Raw genomic sequence first — 23,548 nt, 5'->3', positions numbered from 1 at the left:
GACATCTCCTGCCATGTCAGGTCAGGCCAAGCCGCTGACGGGTAGCATCAGTGGGCACACCGTCCGCCGTCCAGCCGCGCAATTCGTAATACTCTGGCAGCATCTTGTCCAGGTCGTTGACACGACCCTCTGCAGGCCCGGTTTTGGCCGCCTCTTTCAGCAGGCGTTGCGGCAGGGTATCATCCGCGGCGGTCAGGCCGGCCCGCAGATTGAAGTCCCGCTCCATGTTCCACACCCGTTCTCCCAGCTCCAGCATGCGCTCCGCGGTCCAGTCACCTTCGCAGGCACCATTCACCTGGGGCGCGATATCCTCCAGCGACCAGGCAAAAGTGGTAAACAGACAGAGTCCACTGGAATCCACCGCGGCGGTAGCGTCCTGAAAGGCCTTCACTAGTCCGGCCTTTCCATCGGTCTCCAACGGATCGGTTTTCTCCGGGATTCCCAGAATCTCGGAAGCCACCGTGTAGCCCCTGAGATGGCACGCACCGCGGTTTGAGGTAGCATACGCGAGTCCCATACCCTGTATGCCTCGAGGATCGTAGGCGGGGAACTCCTGACCCTTGACCGTCATGGATAGCTCGGGGTGTCCATACTTCTCGCACAGGCGCTTGGATCCCAGCCCCAGGTCCCTGCCGAAGCCCTCGCCCTTGACCAGAATCTCAGCACCCCAAACCAGGTTCTCGGCAGAACCGAAAGAGAGCTCCTGTCCGCCTGTATGCTCGGTGGTGATGGCGCCGATCTTGAAGAGTTCAATAGCCGCCGCGAGGGTGGCACCGAATGAGATCGGATCGAATCCGTCCTCGTTGCAGATGAAGTTAACATAGGTCAATGCATCCAGATCATCGACGCCGGTATCCGGCCCCAATGCCCATGCCGCCTCGTATTCCAGGCCACCGGAACTGCCCCAATACTCGGGTTTGTTTTCAATGGAGAAGTGACCCTTGTCGATGGTGGAGATACGCCCGCAGGCGATGGTGCAACCGAAACAACCGGCATTGGTTGTCAGGTTGGGCTTGCCATCCGAGGCACGTTTTTCGTGCATCGCCTCACCAGAAACCTTGTTCGCCCCCTCGAACTGTACTTCACGCATATTGCGTGTGGGAAGGGCGCCCATCTCGTTGATCACGTTCATCAGCACCTGGGTGCCGTAGGTAGGCAATCCCTGTCCGGTAACCGCGTTGTCGGCAAGCACCTTTTTCCCATCGTTGACAGCCTGCATGAACTTGGACGGGTCCTTAATGTTAGCAACCCCTTTAGTCCCGCGGATGGCCACCGCCTTGAGATTCTTGGAGGCCATGACGGTGCCGACACCGGATCTGCCAGCCGCCCGGTGCAGGTCGTTGACAATTGCCGCATAGAGACAACCCGCCTCGGCGGAACGTCCGACAGCTGCGATACGCAGCATCGGGTCCTGGTGTTTTGCATGCAGCCACTCATCGGTGTGCCAGACACTAGTCCCCCATATCTCTTCAGCGGAAAGCAATTCCGCCTTGTCGTTGACCAAATAGAGGTAAACCGGTTTTGGCGACTTACCCTCAAAGATGATCATGTCCCAACCGGCGAAGTGCATCTCGGCACCGATAAACCCCCCGGAATTGGAACAGGCTATACAGTTGGTAAGCGGCCCTTTGGTAACCACCGAATAGCGACCACTGGTCGCAGCCATGGTCCCGGTCAGGGGTCCGGTGGTCATGATCATCTTGTTTTCGGGACTCAGGGGATCGACTTGCGGGTCGATCTCTTCAACCAGATACTTGGATGCCAGGCCGCGTTGGCCGAGATACTCCTGTGCCCATTGACGATTGAGCGCCTCGGTGGTGCAGGTACCTTGAGTCAGGTTGACGCGAAGAATTTTTCCAGCCCATGACATAGCTATATACCTCCAGAATTACGCACTTGCAGCATTGCCGGCATCGGTTTTACCCGCCCAGGCACGCATCTTTTCAAATCCCGTCTGATCCGCGTCCACATAGGTGATCGCAGCTGTCGGACAGGCCTTGGCACACGCGGGATCTCCGCCACAGAGATCACACTTGACCACCTTTCCACTGCCACTGCTGTAGTTGACGGTGCCAAAGGGGCAGGCGATGGTGCAGACCTTGCAGCCGACACAGACGGAGGCATTGACAACCTTCGCCCCAGTACCGGCATCCAGCGTAATGGCGTCAACAGGACAGGCCTGCATACACCAGGCTTCAGCGCATTGTGTGCATGTATAGGGAACAAAACGCCCTTCATGGTGGAATGTAAAAACCCTGATTCGTGATTTGGCAGGATTAAACTCACCTTCATTTTCATAGGAACACGCCAATTCACATTGCACGCATCCCGTACACTTTTCCGCATCTATCAAAAGGGACCTGAGCATATTGTTCTCCTTCCCAACTTACATTAAGTTTTAGAAATATTTTTTACTTAACTTGGATCTGACCACTAACCCGGCAACACAGACGCTGTAATTATTCTTGGTACGAATGATCACCTCCTCGGTAATCGGATACCAAGGCTGTTTGGGCGAGTCGAATTGGCGTAGAAGATGTTTGATCACCCACTAAGGGTTCCGCTATTTGAACGAAAAACAGTGGGCGCACAATGCAAGGTTAGTTGGGAAATTTTTATAGATCAAATTATTCGGTTAAAAAAATCGGCAACTTAAAAATACCGGAAAATATGGAGCAATAATGACAAATAGTCATAGCTAAATGACAGAATGTCACGGTAACCATCAATTTATCTTACGCCTGCCTGGTAGTGGTTATCCTCTTCCGGTTGATACCGTTGAGGTATGACAATGCCCCAGGGCACCCGACTGCAGGAACCGCAATATGAGATTGACACAGCCCGGTTATTTTGTTAGGATTCCTAACTATGAACTTCGATGAGATCACAGAACCACTCACCCGCCGAATCGCCGACGGGCTCACAAGACTGGCATCAGTGGCGCGACAATTAGACTGGCAAGCAGCCGAGGCGGCTGGCTTGTCTCCGACCCAGGCCGATCTACTTCGCTTTGTCGTCAGCCGGCCGCAGGGCACACGACTCACCGCGGCGGCGGCCCATTCCGGGATTCGCAAGGCTACCGCCAGCGATGCCGTCAGTGCCCTGGAAAGAAAGGCGCTGGTAAGGAAATACGCAGACACTGCGGATGGCAGGGCGATCACGCTTAAGGTCACAGCCAAAGGTAAAAAGGCCGCACAGAAGTGGCCGGCAAGCTTCGAGCCCATCATTCTGGGTCTTACCCAGAACGAGCAGCAAGTACTGTTGGGACTGGTCATCAAAATGATCAGCCAGCTTCAGCAGCGCGAGCTGATCGCACCGCAACGGACCTGTGTAAGCTGTCACCACTTCCGTAAGAACGTTGCCCCCGGGACCAAGACCCCGCACTTCTGTGCCTTCGTCGATGCACCCATGGCGGAACGGCATCTGCGTGTAGACTGCCCGGAGCATGAAGCTGCCGCATGATGACGGCTTAAATGTGCGCTAAACACAGACAGGGTTTGTATTAACCTTAAATGTTAGGACTACTTACTATATATAAAATACCGTATTTTCGACATATCTGCTGTTCCGTTTACGCTAACCGCCAACTCCATAAGGAGGATAGATTGATGAAAGCACACTTATTTACTGCATTATGGGTAACGGCATCCGTTGCATTGGCGACAGAATCCAATGTCCCCTACCCGACAGATTATCGTAACTGGCATCACGTCAAGAGCATGGTGATTGAAGAAGGCCATCCGTTGTTCAATGCATTTGGCGGCATTCATCACATCTATGCCAACGACAAGGCGCTTGAGGGCTACCGGAAAGGACTCTTCCCTGATGGGGCCGTCATCATCTTCGACCTTCTGGATACGGTGCGTACCGACAATGCCGTCACCGAGAGCAGACGCAAGGTGTTGGGTGTGATGCATAAAGATTCCGCTAAATTCGCAGCAACCGGCGGATGGGGCTTCGAGGGGTTTGGCGGTGGCGACCCAACAAATCGCGTTGTCGGCGATAAAGCCGCATCGGCCTGCTTTGCCTGCCATCAACCGCAGAAAGGGCAGGACTACACATTCAGTCAACTTCGAGATTGAGGCGTCGCTCTGAAACAACCGGTGCTATTGCAGATTTTGCGCATTACAGAGCAGTCGAACACCGAAATAGAGATCGGCCCGGAGGCGTAGTAAGTTCATGCCGTGGTCATCTGCGCCTTGCAGGGCCGGTGAAACCAAACGCCGGTCTATCCGTTCCATGATTTCTTACGCAGCAACTGGATAAACGCTTCAGCCACGGCATTTTTTAAATTCGAACGGGTTCTGGCAATCCACAGGGTACGGTTGATACGAAGTCCCTGTATTTTTATATGGTAGAGGGTGCCGGCATTCAGGGCATCGTCGACTGCAAAACGGGGCAGGAAACTCACATGCCCCCCATGTTGCAGCATCTCCACGATGGTGTCCGTCGATCCCACTTCCATGGCAATGGGCAACTGATCGATGCCGATATCCCTGAGCGCCTTATCCAGGGTGATCCGCATGGACGACTGGGACTCGCGCAGCACATAGCGTAAATCTCCCAACTCTGTTACCGGCAACAGTCCACTGCCCCAAAGTGGGTGCCCCAGACCGCAAACCAGTACAAGTTCATCGTCCAGCCACTTCTGCACCAAGACCTCGGGATGGTCAGGGGCCTGCTCAAGTAATGCCAAATCGGAGAGCCCTGTAGCGAGTCGGCGTTGAATATGCCGACTGTAACCCATGCGGCTCTCTATCCTGTACTGAGGAAAATTATCGGAGAAGTTCAGCAGCAGGCTCGGCAATAGATGTTCGCCGATTGCGAAGGTGACTTCGAGGCGCAGTCTGTTCAGACCCGACCGCAGATACTCCAGATCATCCAAAAGGGAGGCCTGATGATCGAACATCAGTCGCGCAAAGGCATAGACCCGCTCCCCTGCCGGGGTAAGCTGTAGATTACGCCCTTGCCGCTGCATCAAACTCGCCGCATAACAACCGTCAAGGGCACGCAACCGTTTGGTCACCGCAGGCTGGCCGATGTGCAGTAGTCGGGCGGCCTCCGAAACGCCACCCTGTTCGACGACCGCTCTCAATGTCGCCAGATGTTTCAGGTCAGGTAGATTTGAATATTCCATAAAGGAATATTAAGACATTATTATTTATTTGAAAATATCTGAATCATTAGGCAGGATACCCCGATTCTCAGGCCATCTATCGGCCGAAATTGCAAGATATCGCACCATTCTAACCCGAATGCATTTCCATATCGGAATGTGCAGTGCAGCACTATTTTTCATTTGCGCCACGGGGATGGTGACAGTTCGAGCACCCACGAACCCTAGTTTTTAAAGCAGTAATCGCATGACACCATCAAACAACCAGCAATCGATGCCCAGCCAAGGCAGGCTCCTCTCACTTAAACAGCTCATTGCAAGCGCCATCTTCCTCATCGCAGCACTGTTGCTGGCCAATCTATCCCCCACTGTCGAGATCGCCTGGGTAGGGGCCATCCTGATGCTGACCATCTACCTGTTTGCCTTCGAAGTCGTCGGGGTGGATGTTGCCGCAGCCAGTATTATGGTGTTGTTGGGCCTCTCGTCCCTGCTTGCACCACTGATGGGACTCGATCAGGGGCTGGTCGATAACAGGCATCTGTTCGATGGCTTTTCATCCAATGCCGTCATCTCCATCATCGCAGTCATGATCATCGGTGCCGGCCTGGATAGAACCGGCATCATGGGCAGTGTCGCTTCATTCATACTCAAGACCGGCGGCACCACTGAGGGCAGGATTATCCCGATCATATCCGCCACTGTGGGATTCATCTCTTCTTTCATGCAGAACGTGGGCGCGGCTGCGTTGTTTCTTCCTGTAGTATCGCGCATCTCCGCCCGTTCCGGCCTGCCCATGTCCCGCCTGCTGATGCCGATGGGCTTTACCGCTATTCTCGGCGGCACCATGACTATGGTCGGCTCCAGCCCGCTGATTCTGCTCAACGACCTGATCCTCACCTCAAACAAGGCGTTGCCCGCCGACCAACAGATGGAGACCTGGGGACTCTTTTCTGTCACGCCGATCGGGATTGCCCTGATTGTCAGCGGGATCATCTACTTCCTACTGGCCGGACGTTTCGTGCTGCCGAAAACCAAGAGTGAAAGCAGCACCAGCGGTACCGATCCGATGCAGTATTTCCAGGATGTCTACGGCTTGCGCTACAGCCTGTCAGAGGTGGTTGTCACCGATGAGAGCGGCCTGATCGGCAAGCAGCTGGATGATATCGAGACCGCTTATCGGGTCAGGGTGATCGCGACAAAGCTGTCGGGCGAGGCGAACCGAATCGGTCCGGGAGCCCTGGCCCGGGATGTCGATCTTGAAGCCGGCATGGTGTTGGGAGTGGTTGCCGATCCGGATTCCCTGGCCAGCTTCGCCGAGGTATTCAAGCTTAAAAGACGCCCTACCCTGCGTACATTCTCCAATGACCTTTCTGCCAACAAGGCCGGTATTGCCGAAGTGGTCATACCGCCCGGCTCATCACTCATCGGCAAGAGCGCACGTGATGTGTGGATGCGGAAGACCTATGGCCTTGCCATGATCGGATTACACCGCAACGGAGAAACCCTGCGTGAGGGGGAGGATATCCGTAACATGCCCTTTATGGCGGGAGACACCCTGGTGGTGCACACCCCATGGGATGTTCTCCCGAGGATCGAAAAAGATAAAAATTTCGTCGTCGTTACCACTGAATACCCCCATGAGGATTTGCGCCCACACAAGGTGGGATGGGCAATGCTGTTTTTCAGCATCGCGCTCTCAATGGTACTGTTTACCGACATCCGTCTTTCGGTTGCACTGCTCACCGGTGCCATTGGGATGGTGCTGTCCGGCGTCCTCAATATCGATGAAGCGTATGAAGCGGTCAGCTGGAAGACGGTCTTTTTACTTGCCTCCCTGATACCGCTTGGTCTCGCAGTGGAGACCACCGGCACAGCAAAATGGATTGCGGATCAGGTGCTTTGGGTAGTGGGAGACATGCCGATCTGGATTATCCAGTTGTCGGTTGCGGTGCTCGCCACCTTTTTCACCCTGGTCATGTCCAATGTGGGCGCGACGGTTCTACTGGTTCCGCTGGCAGTGAATATCGCCATTGGCGCCGGCGGCAACCCAGCCGTTTTCGCGCTCACCGTTGCCATCGCCACATCCAACTCCTTCCTGATCCCCACGCACCAGGTGAATGCACTGATCATGGGGCCTGCAGGGTATCGCGTATCTGATTTTATGCGGGCGGGCGGCATCATGACACTACTGTTTCTGACCGTCATGATGCTGGTGATGAACCTGGTGTTTTAGATGACATTCAGCGTGCAGCCGCAGTAAGCCCACTCTTTGAAGATTGTATGCAGAGAACGTTTTAAGTAGTATGAGGATCGATCCATTGCATAATGAGGAGCTGGCCAGATTGCTCCACCTATAAAGGCCAGCCGAAGATTACTCATTGTTTTTATATCTTTTTGCTTCCCAGCCCACCTGGTAATGCATGGCACGGTAACAACACCCTGATCATACAATGAATGACTCACGGATCGTCAAGCGATACAACGCCTACTACAGGGGCTGGTGCCTCGCCTTTGGCGAACACAGTGCCGACTACGATGAAGAGAGGGATATCAGCTGGCTATTCGGAGAAGACCGGGCCGGGTTGATCCTCTCCACCCGCCTGCGCAAACAGGCACAACACGAGCTGCTGGGACATCACGATGAGATCCCGCAACTGGCGCTGTACGATGATAGCTTGGTATTGAACCATTACAAGCACCCACTGCAGGATGATGTGGATATGAGGAACATCCTTCGCCTTAAGGAGTTTCTACTGCGTGGAGAGGAGATGCACATGTTCCTGTGCAGCCATCTGTTTTATCCATCGCGCACCCGTATTCTCACCTTTGCCAGCAGAAAGCCTCTCGTTATCATGTATAAAGAGATGCAGCCTCTCAAGCTGCTTATCGAATAAACCGTCCGTTGACAGCACCATCCGGCAGCCCATCACAATCAGTAGCTTTTTTCGTTCAATTACCGCCCTTACGGTGTAGTTCACGCATGCTGTCACTCCAATACTTACCCAGCAGCGAAAGCGATCGCAGACCCTCTTGCGTGCCAGGTTCCATCGCCAGTTTGACAACCCCCCCGAGACCACCTTTGGCGGGCGGTGAGATTGCGATTTCCCGACTCATTTGTGAGAGCGCAGTGGAGAGTCCAAGCAGCAGATGCTGAGTCTCCGGCTTATCGAGCACCTGCAACAAGCGCATAAGACCCTCATTGCGGGTAAGGCGGTCAAGTAGTGTGATACCTTCACTCAATGCCGAAGCGACACGGGAAACTATATCGTCCGACAAGGCATCCCGCGCCGACAAAACCAGTGTCGCAAGTTCTGATAGCTGCTCCAGTTCCTGGGCAAGCTCCTCACGATCAACGGTGTTTGCGGGTTGAGGTGATTCAGTCTGAGCAGTCATAACCACGCCTCCTCAAAGTAGACCGCGGACGCTGGTCCAATACATTTTGTTATAGCTCATTTTAAACCAGTGCATCGATTTATTGGGCGCCTTCAGGTCGGGTGGATTCTCATAGTTGAACATGGCATAGGTCGCCCTATCATGACCTGCCTCGATAAAACAGTAGACCTTACCGTCATAATCACGTACGGGTGTACCGATCTTGATAATCGAAGCGATGTTCTCGGCCACCACTTCGGCTTCGAAATGCGCCGCAGAACCGGTCTTGCTGACCGGCAGGTTGGTGGTATCCCCCAATACATAGACATTGTCATGTCCCTCCATGGTGAGTTTGTACCGATCAGTGGGTATCCAGCCGCCATCGCCCATCTGATCCCGTTCAATCACCGGCATTCCTCTATGCGGCGGTATGGAGATAAGCAGATCATACGCGGTCTCGGTACCCTCTTCGCTCTTTACCACCTGATTCTCCACATCCACTTCCTTGACGTTGAACAGGGTTTCATATTCGACGCCAATGCGGTCGAATTCCGGCTTTGCCCATTTGGCGACATTTTCAATGGTATGGATACGACCGATCGGATAGTGGTACTTGATGTGCACCTTGTCGCGGATACCGCGCGTCTTGAAATAGTCGTGTAGGGAGAAAGTTACCTCCACCGGGGCGATCGGACATTTGTGCGGGACACCGACGACAATCGCAACCTTGCCACCCTCAAACTCACGGAGACGTTTGAACATCTTCACGGCAGCCGCCTCGGAATAGAAGGTTTCAGAACCCTCGACCAGACCCGGCACTTCTTCAGGCACGATACGTGAACCGGTTGCGATAACCATCACGTCATACTCATGTATTTTACCGCTTTTTGTTGTGACCTTGTTCTGATCAAGATGGAACGCCTCGACCGGATCCACATGAAACTCAATCGAGGGCTCAAGCAGACTCTCCTGATCGCGATACAGTTCGTCAGGCATCATCTGTCCAAACGCCACATACAGCAGACCCGGCTGATACATGTGTTTATCCGAGGCCGAAAGCAGTGTGATTCTGACCTTCCGACTGCGGATCTCGCTGGCCAGCCGCCGCGCAAGGTTGTTGGCCAATATGGTACCACCGCAGCCACCACCGACGACTAAGATTCTCATTGCACTCTCCTAATCCACTATTACAGGAGATCTCTGACCCTTGGTCAGACAAATCTCATTTGTTAAACCAGCTGAGCCGTTGATTAACAAGTAACCAATCCACTCCTCTTCACCTACCGCTATTTGAGCTTGCGAACCTTCAGGTGCCAGACCTCCCCGACCTTCTCACTACTGATCATTTCGTGTCCGACCTTGTCGATCCACTCGGGAACATCGGATGCCGTTCCATTATCGGTCGATAACAGTTCGAGGGTATCGCCCACTGCCGCCTGCTTCATATAGGTAATAAGCTCCATTAGCGGCCCGGGACAAAAAGTGTCTCGAGCATCGATGGTTTTAAATTCACTCATTCACAATATCCTCTTGCTGAAATAGTTTGAGCCGCTATCGAATCAAAATGTGAGCAGCTGCCCGCCTTCCGCATCGTTAAGAAAGCGGGTCAGCCCTGTCGGCGGACCAAACTCGGGATCAAGAGCCTCTTTGGTAATCTTCAACAGATCAAGGGCCATGGAACAGGGCAAAAGCTTGGCATCGCCCAATTCCGCCGCACTTTTAAACAATTGCTTGAACGGCGGCACACCCACTTCGTTATTCATCAATTCACCAAACCGGCCTTCCACCGGTGGATCCTGTACCGAATTCTTGATAAAGAAGGGCAATGCATTCATTGAAAAAAAGACAGTAACCTGATCACCCGTGGCAGCCGCCACCGATGCGAACATTGCAGCCATCTGTAACTTTTCGCGTGTTCCAGTCAAGCAAACGATGTGATAATTCTGTGACATGAAGTTGTCGCCTCTCTCTCTAATGCATTGTCACTGCAAAACCAAACAATATGCCTGCCACATTCATCTCTTTGGTGTTCACCACTTCTTCGATACCACGCGCTTTAACGCCTGATTACGTAAGGCGAGATCGGCAACGAGCGCTCGAAGTCGCTTATTCTCATCCTCGAGCTGCTTCAAGCGCCTTGAGTCGTTGACTGACTGGTCTCCATACTTCGACCGCCATTTGTAAAATGTGGCATCGGAGATCCCATGCTTGCTGCATATTTCAGTGATCTTCTCATCCGACTCCTCTGCTTCCTTCAATACAGCCAAGATCTTTTCTTCGCTGAATCTCGATCTGCTCATCACATTTACCTCGCATCCGCCAGCACACAACATATGCTTGATACCAAGCCTTTCAGGTTGCTGTTATCGCGTCATAGACTACGAGATGTCACTGATCTCCACGATGCCAACTGAAGCGCTTGATTAGCATCACACAGGAGCTATCCAGGATGTAACCGATAGCACCTATGATAAGCACCCACGCCATGAGATGGTCGTACGAAAGACCCTCACGCGCATCTTGAATCGAGTAGCCAAGACCGGAAGTAACACCAAGGAATTCTGCAGGAACGAGAACGATCCATGCCACACCGAGCGCAAGACGTACACCTGTAAGCACATCGAATGTAATCGCCGGTATGATAATCTGTGTCACGATATGCCAGGGTTTGGCGCCAAGATTTCGCGCCACCTTAAACCAGGCAGGATCGACCTTGGCCAGACCGGCTGCGGTTGCAAACGCAATAGGCCAAACCGATGCAATGGCTATCAGGAATATGATCGCCTGATTCCATGTTGCGAAAACTATAACCGCGATGGGTTCCCAAGAGAGAGGACTGATCATGCGCAGCAACTGAAAGGGTGAGTTGCTCAATTCACGGAACCGCTTACTGCGTCCCATCAAAATGCCGATGGGCACCCCGATGCATATGGCAATCAACAATCCACTACCCAAACGGTAGCCGCTGGATGTAATCGCACTCTGTATCGTGTTCTCTTCCCATAATACGGGGATCGCCTGAATTGCAGGTATCGGCCCAAAGTCAGCGAAATGTTCAGTAGATGTATTTGAAGATATCAGGTAGATGCCAAACCACCAGACCACAAACAGGATCGCGAGCCCGCCAATGAAATTCAACAATCCCCGCCAGGACGATTTTAATAGGCGTTGCGATGCGTTTTCACCCATCATGCTGTTGATGATATTCAACCCGGCAGGTGCGGTATCATTACTCATTGCTTAAAAACCTCTCCAACGGGTGAACACGCTTTTTTTATCTCCTCGCTTTGATGGCTCACGATTCATCTCCACGGTGCCAACTGAAATGTTTGATCAGTAACACACAGGTACTGTCGAGGATGTAACCGAGAGCACCGATCACCAGCACGATGGCTGTAAGGTGGTGGTATGACAATGTTTCCCTGGCGTCTTCTATTGAGTAGCCGAGACCGGAGGTGACTCCCAGATATTCCGCCGGCACCAATACAATCCACGCCACACCCAGCGCCAGCCGGATACCAGTAAACACATCGAAACTGATGGCCGGCAGAATGATTTTGGTCATCATGTGTATGGGCGTAGCGCCCAGATTGCGCGCCACTTTGAACCAGGCCGGATCGATTTTCGCCAGACCTGCGGCGGTGGCAAAGGCCACTGGCCAGACCGATGCAATTGCAATCAGAAAAATGATCGATTGATTCCAGGTTGCAAAAACAATGACCGCAAGCGGCATCCAAGCCAACGGACTGATCATGCGCAACAGCTGAAACGGTGAATTGCTTATTTCGCGGAAGCGCTTGCTTCGGCCCATCAGAATTCCGATCGGCACACCAATTACTATCGCAATCAGCAGGCCCAAACCCAAACGATATCCACTTGCGGCTATCGCACTCTGAATCGTGCCGGAGGACCATAATTCGGGAAATGCCTTAAAAGTGGGAATCGGCCCGAATGCCGCGAAGTGTTCGGTGGTTGGATTGATGGATATGAAATAACCGCCAATCCACCAGAAGACGAACAGGATCGCCAACCCACCAAAGAAGTTGTATAAGCCGCGCCCTGATGATTTCAGGACGCGGTACGGTCGGGATTCGCCCACCTTGAAAGATGCGGCATCTTCACTCACAGTTTAACCACCTCTACTCTGGAGTAGGGGTCGCCCGTTTTGGGCACGCTCGGGTCATTCTTCCATTTCGGATTGGCTTCGAGGGCGTTCTTCACGTATTTGTAGTTGACCAGATCATCAGCCACATGCTCCGGTGAGAGCCCGTCAAGGAAACTGGCGTCGCCGGTGAGTACAGTATTCTTCAGATCCGAAACGACGAGTTCAGTGGCGGAACGGTAGGGCCAACTCTGAAAATTGATTCGGTTCATACCCCATTCCGGATGTTTGATCGCCACCGGGTTGCTGTAGTAGGCGGGATCGTAGAACAGCATTGCCCGCTCGATGACTTTCTTCGGGAACGGCAGATATTTCTTGCCGTTACGGGAGAGCATGTGCGCCATCTCCTCTCTGTTTTCTCCGAGATGGATTTGCGCAGCGATAATCGCGTTGTGGACACCCTGAGCCCAGGCTGCACGATCAGGATCCATCGCATCGGCCTCATGCATGACTACGACACAGCATGGATGACCTTTCCAGACATCACCCGTGAAGCGCAACACCTTTCCACCCGCCTTGATCTCGCCCAGGGCATTGAAGGGTTCGGCCACGCAGTAACCATCAATCGACTTGGCCGCAAGGGCAGGCGGCATCTCAGGTGGATTGAGCACCAGGAAATTACACTCATCAGGGGCCAGTTTTGCGGTTTGCGGCCGTATCACAGGTTTGATACCGGCCTCCTTCATGATCTTTTGCGAGACGATATTATGAATTGAATACCAATAGGGCACGGCAAACTGCTTACCGCCGAAATCCTTTGGCGTATTTATACCGCTATCCTTGTGCACGATGATTGCGGAGCCATTGGTATGATCCCAGGCAGTGATCTTCAACGGATACTTGTTGTTGTAACGCATCCAGATCGGAATCGGAATCAACATGTGGGTGAGGTTGAATCGGTGCGAGGCAAACGCCTCCACCAGGGGTGACCAACCACGTATCAGGGTCGGGCGAACGGAATCGATACCCTCTTTCTTGAAATAACCCAACTCATGGGCCACCAGGAGCGCCGCAGCATCGGTGATCGGGATATAACCTATACGAACCACCGGATCCCATTTCTTCTCCTGGGCAAAGGTCGCTGCCGAAGGAATCAGGCTGCTCATCGCCGCAAGACTACCCATTTTCAGAAAATCACGCCTATCAACGCCACTACCTAACACGTTCTTGAATAGGGGATCGTATTCCAGGACGAGATCGGGATCGTTGATTCCGTCACCGTACTTATCTATAAGCTGCTTCTGCTCATTCATCTTCGATATCCTCCGTTAGGTAATCGGATATTCCGACTTATGCAGGGTCAGGCATGCTGCGTGACGCTGTGTGGACTTGATTCGTCACCAGCATCCTTGCCGGAAGCGCTTGGGTACTCATTAGCGGCTTGTTTGAAGGCCTCCATCAGGCGTGTCCGCATTGCCTGCACATTCGGGTCGTGCCGCTCACGTGGATCGGGGAGATTGACTTCGAGCTCGTCGTAGATCTTGCCGGGAGAGCCCGCCATGATCAGTGCCCGATCCGCCATCAGGACCGCCTCGTCGATATCGTGGGTCACGATCACCACATTGAAGCCGAGGCGTTTTGCGATCGATCGAACATCATGTTGCAGAGATGCGCGGGTAAAGGCGTCGAGCGCCGAGAAGGGTTCATCCAGAAGCAACAGTTCGGGCTCCATAACCAGTGAGCGCGCCAGCGCCACACGTTGCTGCTGACCACCCGACAGGTCCTGCACGTTGTTATCGGCATAGTCCTGAAGATCGACAAGGCTGAGTGCATCGTCAACCCTTTCACGCATCCTGGGCTCATCCCAACCCGCAAAGTGCAGGCCGATGCCCACATTTTGCGACACCTTCATCCAGGGAAAAAGATGGGGCGCCTGGAACATCATGACCCATTGCGGCGATGGCGATGTCACCAAGGTATCGTCAAGACGAACAGAGCCATCCGTCGGTTTCAACAACCCTGCAAGAATATGCAACAAGGTCGATTTACCGCAACCGGAACGCCCGATAATGACAATGATCTCACCATGCTTCGCTTCCAGATTGACCTTGTCGAATGTGATCGGGCTTTTTGAAGTATAGCGATGGCTAAGGTCTTCAATCTTAATGCGGACTCCGCGTATAGACATTCAATCTATCCTCTGTGTCAAGTGTTGATAGTTGCTGCATATGCAGCGGGGCCATGCACACTCCAAACAGCAAGCGGATCTGCATCGATCTCTCCTCGCCACCCCGATGGTTTAATTGACTGTTGCGTTTGGATGCTGTCTCCAGCCCACCCGTTTCACCTCTGTGTCGAACGGGTGAACTACAATCGAGCGAAACAGTCGCTCGACTGCAAAGCGGCATCTCCACGATCAGGCGCTGTTCAAACGTCGATCGATCTCTTCCATGCGGCGCGCCAACTCTTCCTCATTAAACAGTCCGCGCCGGATCATCGTATGCGCCAGCGCCAGCAACTGTCTTTCCGGGAAAGGCACTTCGTCATAGTATTTGTTGACCAGTTGATCCTCTTCCCAACGTCTTTCAACGGCGTCGAGGTGTTCCTGTTCCTGCTCCGGATTGCGTTCCTCCTTGGGCTTGCAGACATTGAAGGTTTCCCAATAACCACCGGCAAGCATATCGCAGGTGGCTTCCAGGGTGATCCGCCATGGAGGATCGGGATTGTCCACACCATACTGCTCACACAGATCGTCCCAGACCCGCCCCTTGCCTTTGACATCTTCCAGCAGTGAAACAGGCGTCGACTCATCCAGATTGCGGTCGCGCATCTCTTTGTCGAGTTCGAAATATTTTGGATTGATCTCTGCCATGGGACTTCCTAGTGGTGGTATGGATTGACGGCCGGACGCACAGGTCGCGGATCATTGGCTGTCTTGCCGGGCTTCGGCACAGCCACACCGATCAGGCAGTCCCGTGTCACGATCTCTGCCAACTGGTCCTCGCTCCACCCTTCGGTTCCCTCGGGACGTACGGGCAACACGATAAATCGTGATTTCTGATTCGAGTCCTCTACCCGAACCTCTACGTCTTCGGGCACTTGAAGCCCAAACTCCGCGAGCACCTGTCGCGGCCAGCGCACCAGGCGTCGGCGATAGTTCGGTGTCCGGTACCACTCCGGCGATTGCCCGAGGATGGGACGTGGATAGCATGAACAGAGCGTACATACGACCACATGTTTTAACTTTGGCGTGTCTTCGAGTACACGCAGATTGCAGTAGTCACTGGGTGTGCCGAAATGGGTCGGCATGCTGTTGACCCAGTCAATTCCGACTTCAAGGCTGGCCTTGACCCCATCCTCTACAGCCAGCTTCTTGAATTCCGGATCCAACCAAGCCTTGGCAACCAGGCGTGCCGCCGGAAGTGGCCCGAGTGTATGCATATATTCAGTCCAACGCTGATGGTCCTCAGCGGTGAAGAGGCCTTTTTCGATAGCGAGTTCGCGAACGGCGATTTCGAGCACCTCAAATTCACTGACCTCATCAACCATTGGTGCAGGTTTATGTTTCTCCGCCATTTGTCTATCCTCTCTGATTCTTTATCCAAACAAACGTCTTGTGCTCAATCGGCAGGCACGGCTACAGCGGCTCAAGCCAGCGTTCAGGCAATTCGGTTTCTACAGTGTCATTTGCAAATGCATCCGGATAGTCCGGCCACAGATCCTTTTGCTTGAACACCAGACTGTAGAACCAAACCACCTTGTCAGTGTTGTCCCACGCTTCATCCTCCGGGGCGGGACTTTCATACACCAGTTCGGCGACAGTTGCAGGTACACCGCGGGTATAGACCTGGGTACGGGTATAAAATATATCGGGCAGATCCCGAATCCTTACCTTGTCGCCAACCTTGAACTTTGGCGCGCCGGCTTCGCCTTTAAAACATTGGGGATCACCGATACCCGTAGCCTTCTTGACGTGATGCTCTCGATCGTAGTGTGGTTTACTCATAGCGTTTTTTGACCTCATCAATCTTGTCGGACAATTCGGTGAGCGTTATGTATTGCTTGTCGACCAATATTCTTGCTGCGGTCAACAACCACCGACCGTAATAAGGCAAACCCAGATACATTGTCTGTCCCACATCCACATTCTGCCTGCGGCGCCTCTCCTCGGCATTCCAAATACCCCGCCAAGCCAACACCTCACATGTTACGAAGGTGTTGTGCTCCCATACCTCTTCCTCTTTCTCTTCCCATGTGATTGGTACGTCCGGTTCACCACCGACATCATGCGACATACGTGTATAGGCCCGATAGTGTTCGTTATCGACCTGATCAGGAGAGGGCGCATGAGTCTCCTGGTGTAGAGACGGCTGGAGTTGTTTGACGATCTCCAGATGTTTCATCACTTTTTGTCTGATGGCTGATGACATGGTCGCGTGACCTCCTTATGATTAGGTTTTAAAAGCTTGTATTTATTACCTAATGTTTAATTACATATTTCGCATATACTGTTTTGATACTTAAGCAATCGATGAATGATCTGTTTCACAGCGGAAATTCACCTTACTTAAGTCGTTCTTAATAATTCACGAAGTGCGCGATTCTCTAATCGTGTTAAGTCAAACTATTTACCAGGTCACAATAATTGTCCAAGACCTAATTCTGATTAGCTCTATAGGCGATGGCTATGGTCATCACGAATTGCCCCGTTGATTTACATGGAAAAAGTAATTTAATTTCGCAAGGCAAAGATTTATTCGCTGATCCCCACCACAAATTTAAAATTGGTCTACACTAGGACTCATCATGGAGTGATTAGCAAAATCCGCTTTTTTTATAACTTCCATAGGGGTTGGCTATGGATAGAAATATCATGTGCCCTCGTTCGCTACGCTATCTTTTGGCGGTTGCAGAACATCACAGTTTTACCCGTGCGGCAGAAACACTGTTTGTTTCTCAACCCACACTGTCGCAACAAATCAAGCAACTGGAGGAGTCTCTCGAAACACAGCTGCTGGATCGTACAGGTCGTACCGTTCACCTTACTGATGCGGGTGAGGTTTACATCAGTTATGCCCGTCGAGCGCTAGGTGAGCTGGATGCCGGGAAGCGGGCCATTCAGGAGCTGCAGGACCTGAGCCGCGGATCTCTGAGCCTTGGCATGACACCGATCACGGATTATCTTGCAGCGCCACTGATAGATCGATTCAACAAACGTTATCCCGGTATTTCCGTAGGCACTTATGAGATGCCGCAAGATGATATTGAGAGCGGCGTTCTGGCTGGTAATATCGATATCGGCATAGCATTCACGAATACACTTACCGTAGCCGCCAATTATGAATACATAGAGACTCAACATCTGTTCATAGAACCACTCAACTTGGCGGTTGGATCGACCCACCAATACGCCGGACAAGAAACTCCTTTGGATCAACACACCCTTGAACAGGAACCGCTGGCACTCCTCAATAGCGATTTTGCATTACGCAGGCACATCGACCTGTATTGCCTGGAACACGATATCAAACCTTCGATTGCAATTGAGACCAACTCGCTAAGTACGATTATCGAGGTTCTACGATTAGGCCGGCTCGCGACCATACTCCCCAACACGATCGCCTGCCAACAAAATGAGATATTTCCGGTTATGCTGATTCCAGAACTCCCGCACCACACAATCACGCTTATCAGCCGTAAGGATTCGTACAAGAGTCCTGCTTCTCTGGCGTTCAAGGGACTGGCTGCGGAATGGGGCGTGGAAGGGTGTCACGATACGCCAGTAAAACGGACCGGCCCTTGCCCGATGTCAGAAGTATGCACACCTAACAGCCACAATTAGCGAGCATCGCATATACACGCACTGTGCAAACTGATTGCCAATCCTCGATGCCCGGAACAACTTCCTGATTGATAAACCAAAGCAGCTGCTTAACCTGCTTCGCTACAGATATCATTCAAGGATCGGGGCACTGGCCCTCCTGTCACCCAGTCGAGCAGTTCCACCGTATGTACAACAGGAATTCCTGTACTTGATGCCAGGTGCACCATACAGCCGACATTTCCAGCTGCGATCGCTGCAGGGGATCCTGTTTCCAACTCCTTTAGCTTGCTCTCTTTCAACTGCCTGGAGATCTCCGGTTGCAATAAATTGTAGGTACCGGCCGCACCGCAGCAGGTATGTGAGTCCCTTGGCTCAAGTACAGTAAAACCTGCCGATTTCAATAGCTTTCTTGGCGTGAATCTTATTCTTTGACCAAATTGCAGAGAGCACGTCGCATGATAGGAAATGCGCAGACCAGGTTTGATTAGATAGTTTAATTCGATCTCTGAAAGCACTTCAGTTACATCCTTTGCCAAACCTGCGATAGTTGCCGCCTGCTGCGCCAAAGGATCGTTTCGAAACATGAAACCATAATCCTTGATAACTGTACCGCAACCACTTGTGTTAATGACTATTGCATCCAGCCCGTCGCCTTCCAGCTCTTTCATCCATGCCTGTATGTTTTTTGCAGCTGCCGCAAGACTCTCATTCGTCTTACCCATATGGTGCGTCAATGCCCCGCAGCAGCCGGCACCACGTGGTATCACAACTTCGCAACCGTGCCTGCGAAGAATACGAATAGTCGCGTCATTTATATCCGTATTCAAAGCCTGTTGCGCACAACCGTTCAACAATGCTACACGTCGAATACACTCACCTTGTGCCGGAAACACTTGCGGTTGATCATTCGGGCTCGGTGGCGGAAGCCGGTCTGGGGTGTAATCAACCATGCCACGAATCGGGCCGGGCAGCACCGAGGCTACAGGCTTGATCGTTCTTGCCGCCCGCATCGCCAGACGAAAGCGTTGCGGATAGGGTAGTATCTTTGCCAACAACCAGCGTGAAAGCCGGTCCACAGGCTTGCGGTGATGTTTCCGTTCGATCACCTCCCTTGCATGATCCATAAGATGCTGATAGTGGACGCTTGACGGGCATGTGGACATACAGGCAAGACAGGAAAGGCAACGATCAATATAGTCAACCGTCCTCTGGTCAGGCTTATCCTCATTCTCCAATAGCCCCTTTATCAGATAGACACGTCCACGCGAACTGTCGTATTCATCACCCAGCAATTTGAATGTTGGACAATTTGGTGTGCAGTAGTCACACTGCAGGCAGGCCCGCAATTCCACATCCGAGCTGGCTATGGCAGGCACTGATAACTGCTGGTCTGTAAATTTAGTTTGCATAGGACAATTCAATGCACTCGTACGAGTGCTTTATCAAAGCGAGAAAACCCTAATCCAGCATGCAATCTGATTACTGAAAACCTCTGCTTGTAAACCGCTAAAAATAGTAATTGCCCATCAGGCGCACGAAATGACCCTCTTCATGCAGATCCGTATAGATAAATTCAAACGCAAGATCTTCAACCGATTCATAGATGGCATAGTAATCCGTTTCATTTGACCCGCTATCGAAATCCGCATACATCAACCCCAGGGTTAATCCTTGTATCCCGACATATTCAAATCCCAAGGTTACCGCCTGCTGGTCTTCAACCTCACCAATGGTATGATCATCCGCGGATGTAAAATAGGGACCGCCGCCGAAACCGTCGATCACAGTGCCTGAGACATCGTTGTAGGCAGCTGACAAAACAATGCCATCCACAGTGTAACTCGCCATTACGCCATAGACTTCACCGTCCGGCCCGCTATCATCCATCGTATCATCCGATTGCGAGCCAAACTGAAAGCCGATGGAAACCTGCTCTGTTTCATATATGCCTTCGACATAGATCAGGCTTGCAAGATCTCTGCCTTTATAGAACCATGCCTGCAATGCAGCATCATCGATTCCATAGTACTCGATGCCTAAGGCAAATAAACCGTCGTCACCATTAATGTCTTCAAATTTTTCCGGTATATCCGCATCGACACCCGCCCTCTCATCCAGAAAGACGATAGAAACTGCAGTATCAACAATATCCTCATTGCTGATCACCGCACCCTGAAATGTATTCGGTACCATTCTTATGTCATCGGTATCCGCATGAGGCGTATCGATCTCGAATCGTCCCAACTTGAGTGTCGTATAGTGCAAAGCACCCTTTACATAGGCTTCGCCTATCAGGGTGTACCCTTTATTATCGGTGGCAAAGAAATCTCCATTTTCATTATCCGCCAGTTCCTGTGTAGTGTATATGGATAGGCCAGCACTCAGGCCACGCCAATCTAGGGCCTGTTAACACTAATCCAATACGCCCTGCTGGGGCTGTTTTTGTGCCCAGCAAGGCAGAATGAGCGTAGTGTAGTTATTCTACATGAGCGAATGATAACGCCGCTGGGGGCGAAAACAGCCCCAGCCCTTCGGGTTGCGCCCCAAAGGAAGTGCCCTTGGGGTATGCCTAAAAAAGCGCCACTCGGCGTTGCTCGTCGTTCATTTGGAATAACCAAACCTCTCTCCTCGCGCCCCGAAGGAAGTGCCCTTGGGGTGCGCCTTGATTGGCGCTTTTTCAGGCACAACAGGGCGCATTGGATTAGTGTTAACAGGCCCTAGCGTGATATAGCCCAGCTTGCCACCCAGCGCCGAACCTCTCGCACTTTCACCTGCCTGATCCTTTGTTTCGATAATACCGACTCTCACATAACCATTCACACCCGGCACTTCATCAGCAAAAACAGATATTGTTATAAAATCCGATACCAGAAAAAAAGCGGATAGTATAGTTTTGACCTTCATATTTTTTTATTTTTGCTGACTTCTCTGAATTGTTCTGCATGTTTCATGCTGTCTTGTGCGCAATTCCTGTTACAGGAACAACCGCATAACATGCTAATTTACTTATGAGAGCCGGACCCCGACAATCTTGAATCAACAGAGAAACGGATAGCCCGTAACAATAATTTTTACCTGATACTTCTATTTGTCAAAGAGCTAATTTATATAGAATCTATAGTTTTTCCCTATAGTATATTTCCTGTTTTGACATTTGTTCTTACCTGGCAGGGAACCATTTCAGACATACTTCACGACAGTCAGATATATCTGATCATTTTTCATGTCCCTATTACAGTCGACCACAAGACAACCAAGGACTAAGGCACTGCCTATTACCTGTCAGGCAGCAAAGAATAACCAATTGATTTGTGATGATTAACGGCAGAAAGTATGCGGTCGTGGCAACTTATACGCGACGTAAAAGATATGTGTAATAGTTACATGACGCAAAGAATGTCCCTGACTCCATGGCTTCACGCTGTACAGACAACCAGCTATCGACATCGTCTTCGGCCATCAACCCTGAACTCGTTACATAAGGCGCATAGGTTTCAGCAAAAGATTTGAAATAGCTTCCCTCTCCAATCTCAACCACCGCATCGCCCCAAGCACTAACAAGTTGAAGATCATATGTATCCAGCATTCTCGGCAAGTCACGCATGACTCTGGGGTTGTTGAACGAAGCAGTTGCCAGCGCACTATCCATTTGCCGGCCGAAATCGTGGTCAGGAAATGCATAGGTCAGCGAAGCGTAGTCGCCATCAAAAACAGCGATTATGCCGCCAGGCCATACTACTCTCGCCATCTCTTCCAGCACACGTGCAGGATCGGAAACATGGCTTATCAGGGTATTGGCAATAACGGTGTCGAAGCTGGCGGATGGAAAATCAAGATTATGCGCATCGCCAATCTGAAATTGCAGCCTATTCTCAAGATGCTCATAGCGGGCAAATGATTTTGCAGCATTAATGAAGCTACCGCTTTGATCAACGCCGACAGCATGACCATTGAAGTCTTTACTGCGCACGAAAGACCGAATCATTGCCCCCGTACCACAACCAACCTCCAACACCTTTGCAGGGTCAGTAAGTATCAACTGCGATGAGTATTTATCAATGAGACTTGTAAAAACACTATCCTTTGCCCGACTTTCCAAACGGGCTATAAGGCGCTCGACCGCCTCGTCACCAAGATCGTTGACAAACCTGTGGGGATCCCGGGCAGCCATCATGTTTCTCATCCCGACACAGCTGACTTGACATTACTACTCAAGGTTGATTTCCGGCACGCAAAAATAAGAGGCCTCAGTCAGGAGGCCTCTTACTGCTACAGGTTATACAGCTGCACGATAGAGACGTGAGTGAAATAGCTTGCTGTCTTTGAGTTGATGCAGTGACTTTGCAGTTGCAAGAATCGCAAGGTCCAGCAGCGGTTCTATTACAATGACCGTCAAATATGCAACACTGAATGACCCTACCTGGATCAGGTTCTCGGCACCGAAACCGTTACCGTAGAATGCCCAGAATGCCACCCAGGCGATAACACCACCCTGATAAGCGGTTGAGAGAGCCAGTGCCTGCCCATACTTGACATCTTTATAGGCGGTCTTTGCCGGGATCAGACGACGCGCCAAGGCATCAACCAGCAACAGCGGTACAAGTAGAGAGGTTACATTCATACCGTATTGAGGCAAGTCAGCCGGCGCCAGCAAAAGCCCTTGGATGAGCAGTCCCGTTGCCAACCCTATCGCTGCAGGCCCTGCACCAAAGATCAAAAACAGTGTTGCGCCAAGGATGAAGTGAACTTCAGACACCCCAACCGGATAATGCGGCAATACCTCAAAAAAGCAAAAGACGAGCAGAGTCGTGATCACACTGCGAATAGCAATCGTAGTGATACCATCCTGCTTAACGGTACTCAACGCAAGTTTGGCCGCATATCCGATCGCGCCTGCGGCCGTTACAACGCTAAGTGCTATTTTTGCGCCTTCGACAACGCCTGGTTCAATATGCATCTGTACCCCCTCTCCTCATGCTTAGTGGATCAACTGGTCAAACGATTATTAGCAACATCCATACCCGTTGCCATACGCATTCAATAATTCAGGTTATCGCCGCTTAGTCATTATTACCGTTCCCATGCGCCGATATGGTTTGACGCTATCTTTCATAATGTCTAGACAGCTACCATT

27 protein-coding genes are annotated in these 23,548 nt (G+C 51.7%); 5 read left to right on the top strand and 22 right to left on the bottom strand.

All coding sequences use genetic code 11. The features are described from left to right. Positions 1 to 16: 16 nt before the first annotated feature. Positions 17 to 1,870 carry an aldehyde ferredoxin oxidoreductase family protein gene (locus AB8516_RS15020; protein WP_369161863.1) on the bottom strand — a complete coding sequence of 618 codons (1,854 nt, stop codon included), beginning with the start codon at positions 1,868 to 1,870 and terminating at the stop codon, positions 17 to 19. An 18-nt stretch (positions 1,871 to 1,888) separates the two neighbouring features. Further along, a complete protein-coding gene (locus tag AB8516_RS15015) occupies positions 1,889 to 2,368 on the bottom strand; it encodes a 4Fe-4S dicluster domain-containing protein (protein ID WP_108289838.1) in 480 nt (159 codons plus the stop codon). Between the two features lie 500 nt (positions 2,369 to 2,868). Here AB8516_RS15015 and AB8516_RS15010 point away from each other — a divergent pair, with 500 nt between their 5' ends. Both AB8516_RS15010 and AB8516_RS15005 read left to right on the top strand, forming a co-directional pair. Continuing rightward, positions 2,869 to 3,462 (top strand): MarR family winged helix-turn-helix transcriptional regulator, encoded by a 594-nt coding sequence (locus tag AB8516_RS15010; RefSeq protein ID WP_369161861.1) that lies wholly within the window; start codon positions 2,869 to 2,871, stop codon positions 3,460 to 3,462. 146 nt (positions 3,463 to 3,608) lie between these two features. After that, the gene (locus AB8516_RS15005) at positions 3,609 to 4,082 is read left to right on the top strand and encodes a cytochrome P460 family protein (protein ID WP_369161859.1); all 474 of its coding nucleotides are present in this window, start codon (positions 3,609 to 3,611) and stop codon (positions 4,080 to 4,082) included. 24 nt (positions 4,083 to 4,106) lie between these two features. Here AB8516_RS15005 and AB8516_RS15000 read toward each other — a convergent pair whose 3' ends face one another. Both AB8516_RS15000 and AB8516_RS14995 read right to left on the bottom strand, forming a co-directional pair. Next, positions 4,107 to 4,241: a hypothetical protein gene (locus tag AB8516_RS15000; protein WP_369161857.1), complete on the bottom strand. Its 135-nt coding sequence runs from the start codon at positions 4,239 to 4,241 to the stop codon at positions 4,107 to 4,109. Beyond that, positions 4,229 to 5,137: a LysR family transcriptional regulator gene (locus AB8516_RS14995; protein WP_369161855.1), complete on the bottom strand. Its 909-nt coding sequence runs from the start codon at positions 5,135 to 5,137 to the stop codon at positions 4,229 to 4,231. The genes AB8516_RS15000 and AB8516_RS14995 overlap by 13 nt, the downstream gene beginning before the upstream one ends. 226 nt (positions 5,138 to 5,363) lie before the next feature. Between AB8516_RS14995 and AB8516_RS14990 the strand changes: the two genes are divergently transcribed. Both AB8516_RS14990 and AB8516_RS14985 read left to right on the top strand, forming a co-directional pair. Continuing rightward, positions 5,364 to 7,349: an SLC13 family permease gene (locus AB8516_RS14990; RefSeq protein WP_369161853.1), complete on the top strand. Its 1,986-nt coding sequence runs from the start codon at positions 5,364 to 5,366 to the stop codon at positions 7,347 to 7,349. A gap of 217 nt (positions 7,350 to 7,566) precedes the next feature. Next, positions 7,567 to 8,010 (top strand): hypothetical protein, encoded by a 444-nt coding sequence (locus AB8516_RS14985; RefSeq protein ID WP_369161851.1) that lies wholly within the window; start codon positions 7,567 to 7,569, stop codon positions 8,008 to 8,010. Positions 8,011 to 8,065: 55 nt separating this feature from the next. On the opposite strand, the gene AB8516_RS14980 is transcribed toward AB8516_RS14985, so the two are convergent. The 13 genes from AB8516_RS14980 to AB8516_RS14920 form a co-directional block, all read right to left on the bottom strand. After that, a complete protein-coding gene (locus AB8516_RS14980) occupies positions 8,066 to 8,509 on the bottom strand; it encodes a hypothetical protein (RefSeq protein ID WP_108289832.1) in 444 nt (147 codons plus the stop codon). A gap of 12 nt (positions 8,510 to 8,521) precedes the next feature. Then, positions 8,522 to 9,655 (bottom strand): NAD(P)/FAD-dependent oxidoreductase, encoded by a 1,134-nt coding sequence (locus AB8516_RS14975; protein ID WP_369161849.1) that lies wholly within the window; start codon positions 9,653 to 9,655, stop codon positions 8,522 to 8,524. A 119-nt stretch (positions 9,656 to 9,774) separates the two neighbouring features. Further along, on the bottom strand, positions 9,775 to 10,005 hold the full coding sequence (locus tag AB8516_RS14970; protein ID WP_108289830.1) for a sulfurtransferase TusA family protein: 231 nt from the start codon (positions 10,003 to 10,005) through the stop codon (positions 9,775 to 9,777). Between the two features lie 42 nt (positions 10,006 to 10,047). Continuing rightward, on the bottom strand, positions 10,048 to 10,440 hold the full coding sequence (locus AB8516_RS14965; protein ID WP_108289829.1) for a DsrE/DsrF/DrsH-like family protein: 393 nt from the start codon (positions 10,438 to 10,440) through the stop codon (positions 10,048 to 10,050). 78 nt (positions 10,441 to 10,518) lie between these two features. Then, positions 10,519 to 10,788 carry a transposase gene (locus AB8516_RS14960; RefSeq protein ID WP_369161847.1) on the bottom strand — a complete coding sequence of 90 codons (270 nt, stop codon included), beginning with the start codon at positions 10,786 to 10,788 and terminating at the stop codon, positions 10,519 to 10,521. A gap of 88 nt (positions 10,789 to 10,876) precedes the next feature. Further along, positions 10,877 to 11,725, bottom strand: a complete 849-nt coding sequence (locus tag AB8516_RS14955) for an ABC transporter permease (RefSeq protein ID WP_369161845.1) — start codon at positions 11,723 to 11,725, stop codon at positions 10,877 to 10,879. A gap of 58 nt (positions 11,726 to 11,783) precedes the next feature. Then, a complete protein-coding gene (locus tag AB8516_RS14950) occupies positions 11,784 to 12,560 on the bottom strand; it encodes an ABC transporter permease (protein ID WP_369163299.1) in 777 nt (258 codons plus the stop codon). Positions 12,561 to 12,610: 50 nt separating this feature from the next. Next, positions 12,611 to 13,903, bottom strand: a complete 1,293-nt coding sequence (locus AB8516_RS14945) for an ABC transporter substrate-binding protein (protein ID WP_369161843.1) — start codon at positions 13,901 to 13,903, stop codon at positions 12,611 to 12,613. Positions 13,904 to 13,950: 47 nt separating this feature from the next. After that, positions 13,951 to 14,778: an ABC transporter ATP-binding protein gene (locus AB8516_RS14940; RefSeq protein ID WP_108289824.1), complete on the bottom strand. Its 828-nt coding sequence runs from the start codon at positions 14,776 to 14,778 to the stop codon at positions 13,951 to 13,953. A gap of 228 nt (positions 14,779 to 15,006) precedes the next feature. After that, positions 15,007 to 15,462, bottom strand: a complete 456-nt coding sequence (locus tag AB8516_RS14935; RefSeq protein WP_369161840.1) for a hypothetical protein — start codon at positions 15,460 to 15,462, stop codon at positions 15,007 to 15,009. 8 nt (positions 15,463 to 15,470) lie between these two features. Then, positions 15,471 to 16,166: a thiocyanate hydrolase subunit gamma gene (scnC, locus tag AB8516_RS14930; RefSeq protein ID WP_069124026.1), complete on the bottom strand. Its 696-nt coding sequence runs from the start codon at positions 16,164 to 16,166 to the stop codon at positions 15,471 to 15,473. 61 nt (positions 16,167 to 16,227) lie between these two features. After that, on the bottom strand, positions 16,228 to 16,596 hold the full coding sequence (locus AB8516_RS14925) for an SH3-like domain-containing protein (RefSeq protein ID WP_369161838.1): 369 nt from the start codon (positions 16,594 to 16,596) through the stop codon (positions 16,228 to 16,230). Then, positions 16,589 to 17,020 carry an SH3-like domain-containing protein gene (locus AB8516_RS14920; protein WP_305782096.1) on the bottom strand — a complete coding sequence of 144 codons (432 nt, stop codon included), beginning with the start codon at positions 17,018 to 17,020 and terminating at the stop codon, positions 16,589 to 16,591. The genes AB8516_RS14925 and AB8516_RS14920 overlap by 8 nt, the downstream gene beginning before the upstream one ends. A 428-nt stretch (positions 17,021 to 17,448) precedes the next feature. Here AB8516_RS14920 and cynR point away from each other — a divergent pair, with 428 nt between their 5' ends. Beyond that, positions 17,449 to 18,432 (top strand): transcriptional regulator CynR, encoded by a 984-nt coding sequence (gene cynR / locus AB8516_RS14915; RefSeq protein ID WP_369161835.1) that lies wholly within the window; start codon positions 17,449 to 17,451, stop codon positions 18,430 to 18,432. 89 nt (positions 18,433 to 18,521) lie between these two features. Here the strand turns inward: cynR and glcF are convergent, their stop codons facing one another. The 5 genes from glcF to AB8516_RS14890 form a co-directional block, all read right to left on the bottom strand. Further along, entirely contained in the window at positions 18,522 to 19,823 is a 1,302-nt protein-coding gene (gene glcF / locus AB8516_RS14910; protein WP_108289822.1) for a glycolate oxidase subunit GlcF, read from the bottom strand. A 97-nt stretch (positions 19,824 to 19,920) separates the two neighbouring features. Continuing rightward, positions 19,921 to 20,706 carry an OprD family outer membrane porin gene (locus AB8516_RS14905; protein ID WP_369163298.1) on the bottom strand — a complete coding sequence of 262 codons (786 nt, stop codon included), beginning with the start codon at positions 20,704 to 20,706 and terminating at the stop codon, positions 19,921 to 19,923. A gap of 309 nt (positions 20,707 to 21,015) precedes the next feature. Continuing rightward, the gene (locus AB8516_RS14900; RefSeq protein WP_369161832.1) at positions 21,016 to 21,318 is read right to left on the bottom strand and encodes a hypothetical protein; all 303 of its coding nucleotides are present in this window, start codon (positions 21,316 to 21,318) and stop codon (positions 21,016 to 21,018) included. A 445-nt stretch (positions 21,319 to 21,763) separates the two neighbouring features. Then, positions 21,764 to 22,597, bottom strand: coding sequence for a methyltransferase domain-containing protein (locus AB8516_RS14895; RefSeq protein ID WP_108289819.1), 834 nt, complete (start codon positions 22,595 to 22,597; stop codon positions 21,764 to 21,766). Positions 22,598 to 22,690: 93 nt separating this feature from the next. After that, positions 22,691 to 23,371, bottom strand: a complete 681-nt coding sequence (locus AB8516_RS14890) for an energy-coupling factor ABC transporter permease (protein ID WP_108289818.1) — start codon at positions 23,369 to 23,371, stop codon at positions 22,691 to 22,693. Between the last annotated feature and the right edge of the window lie 177 nt (positions 23,372 to 23,548).

The organism is Candidatus Thiodiazotropha sp. LNASS1, assembly GCF_964212655.1.
Taxonomy (GTDB): Bacteria; Pseudomonadota; Gammaproteobacteria; order Chromatiales; family Chromatiaceae; genus Thiodiazotropha.
Note: the sequence above shows the minus strand (reverse complement) of the source record. Positions and strands in the feature narration are given on the sequence as shown.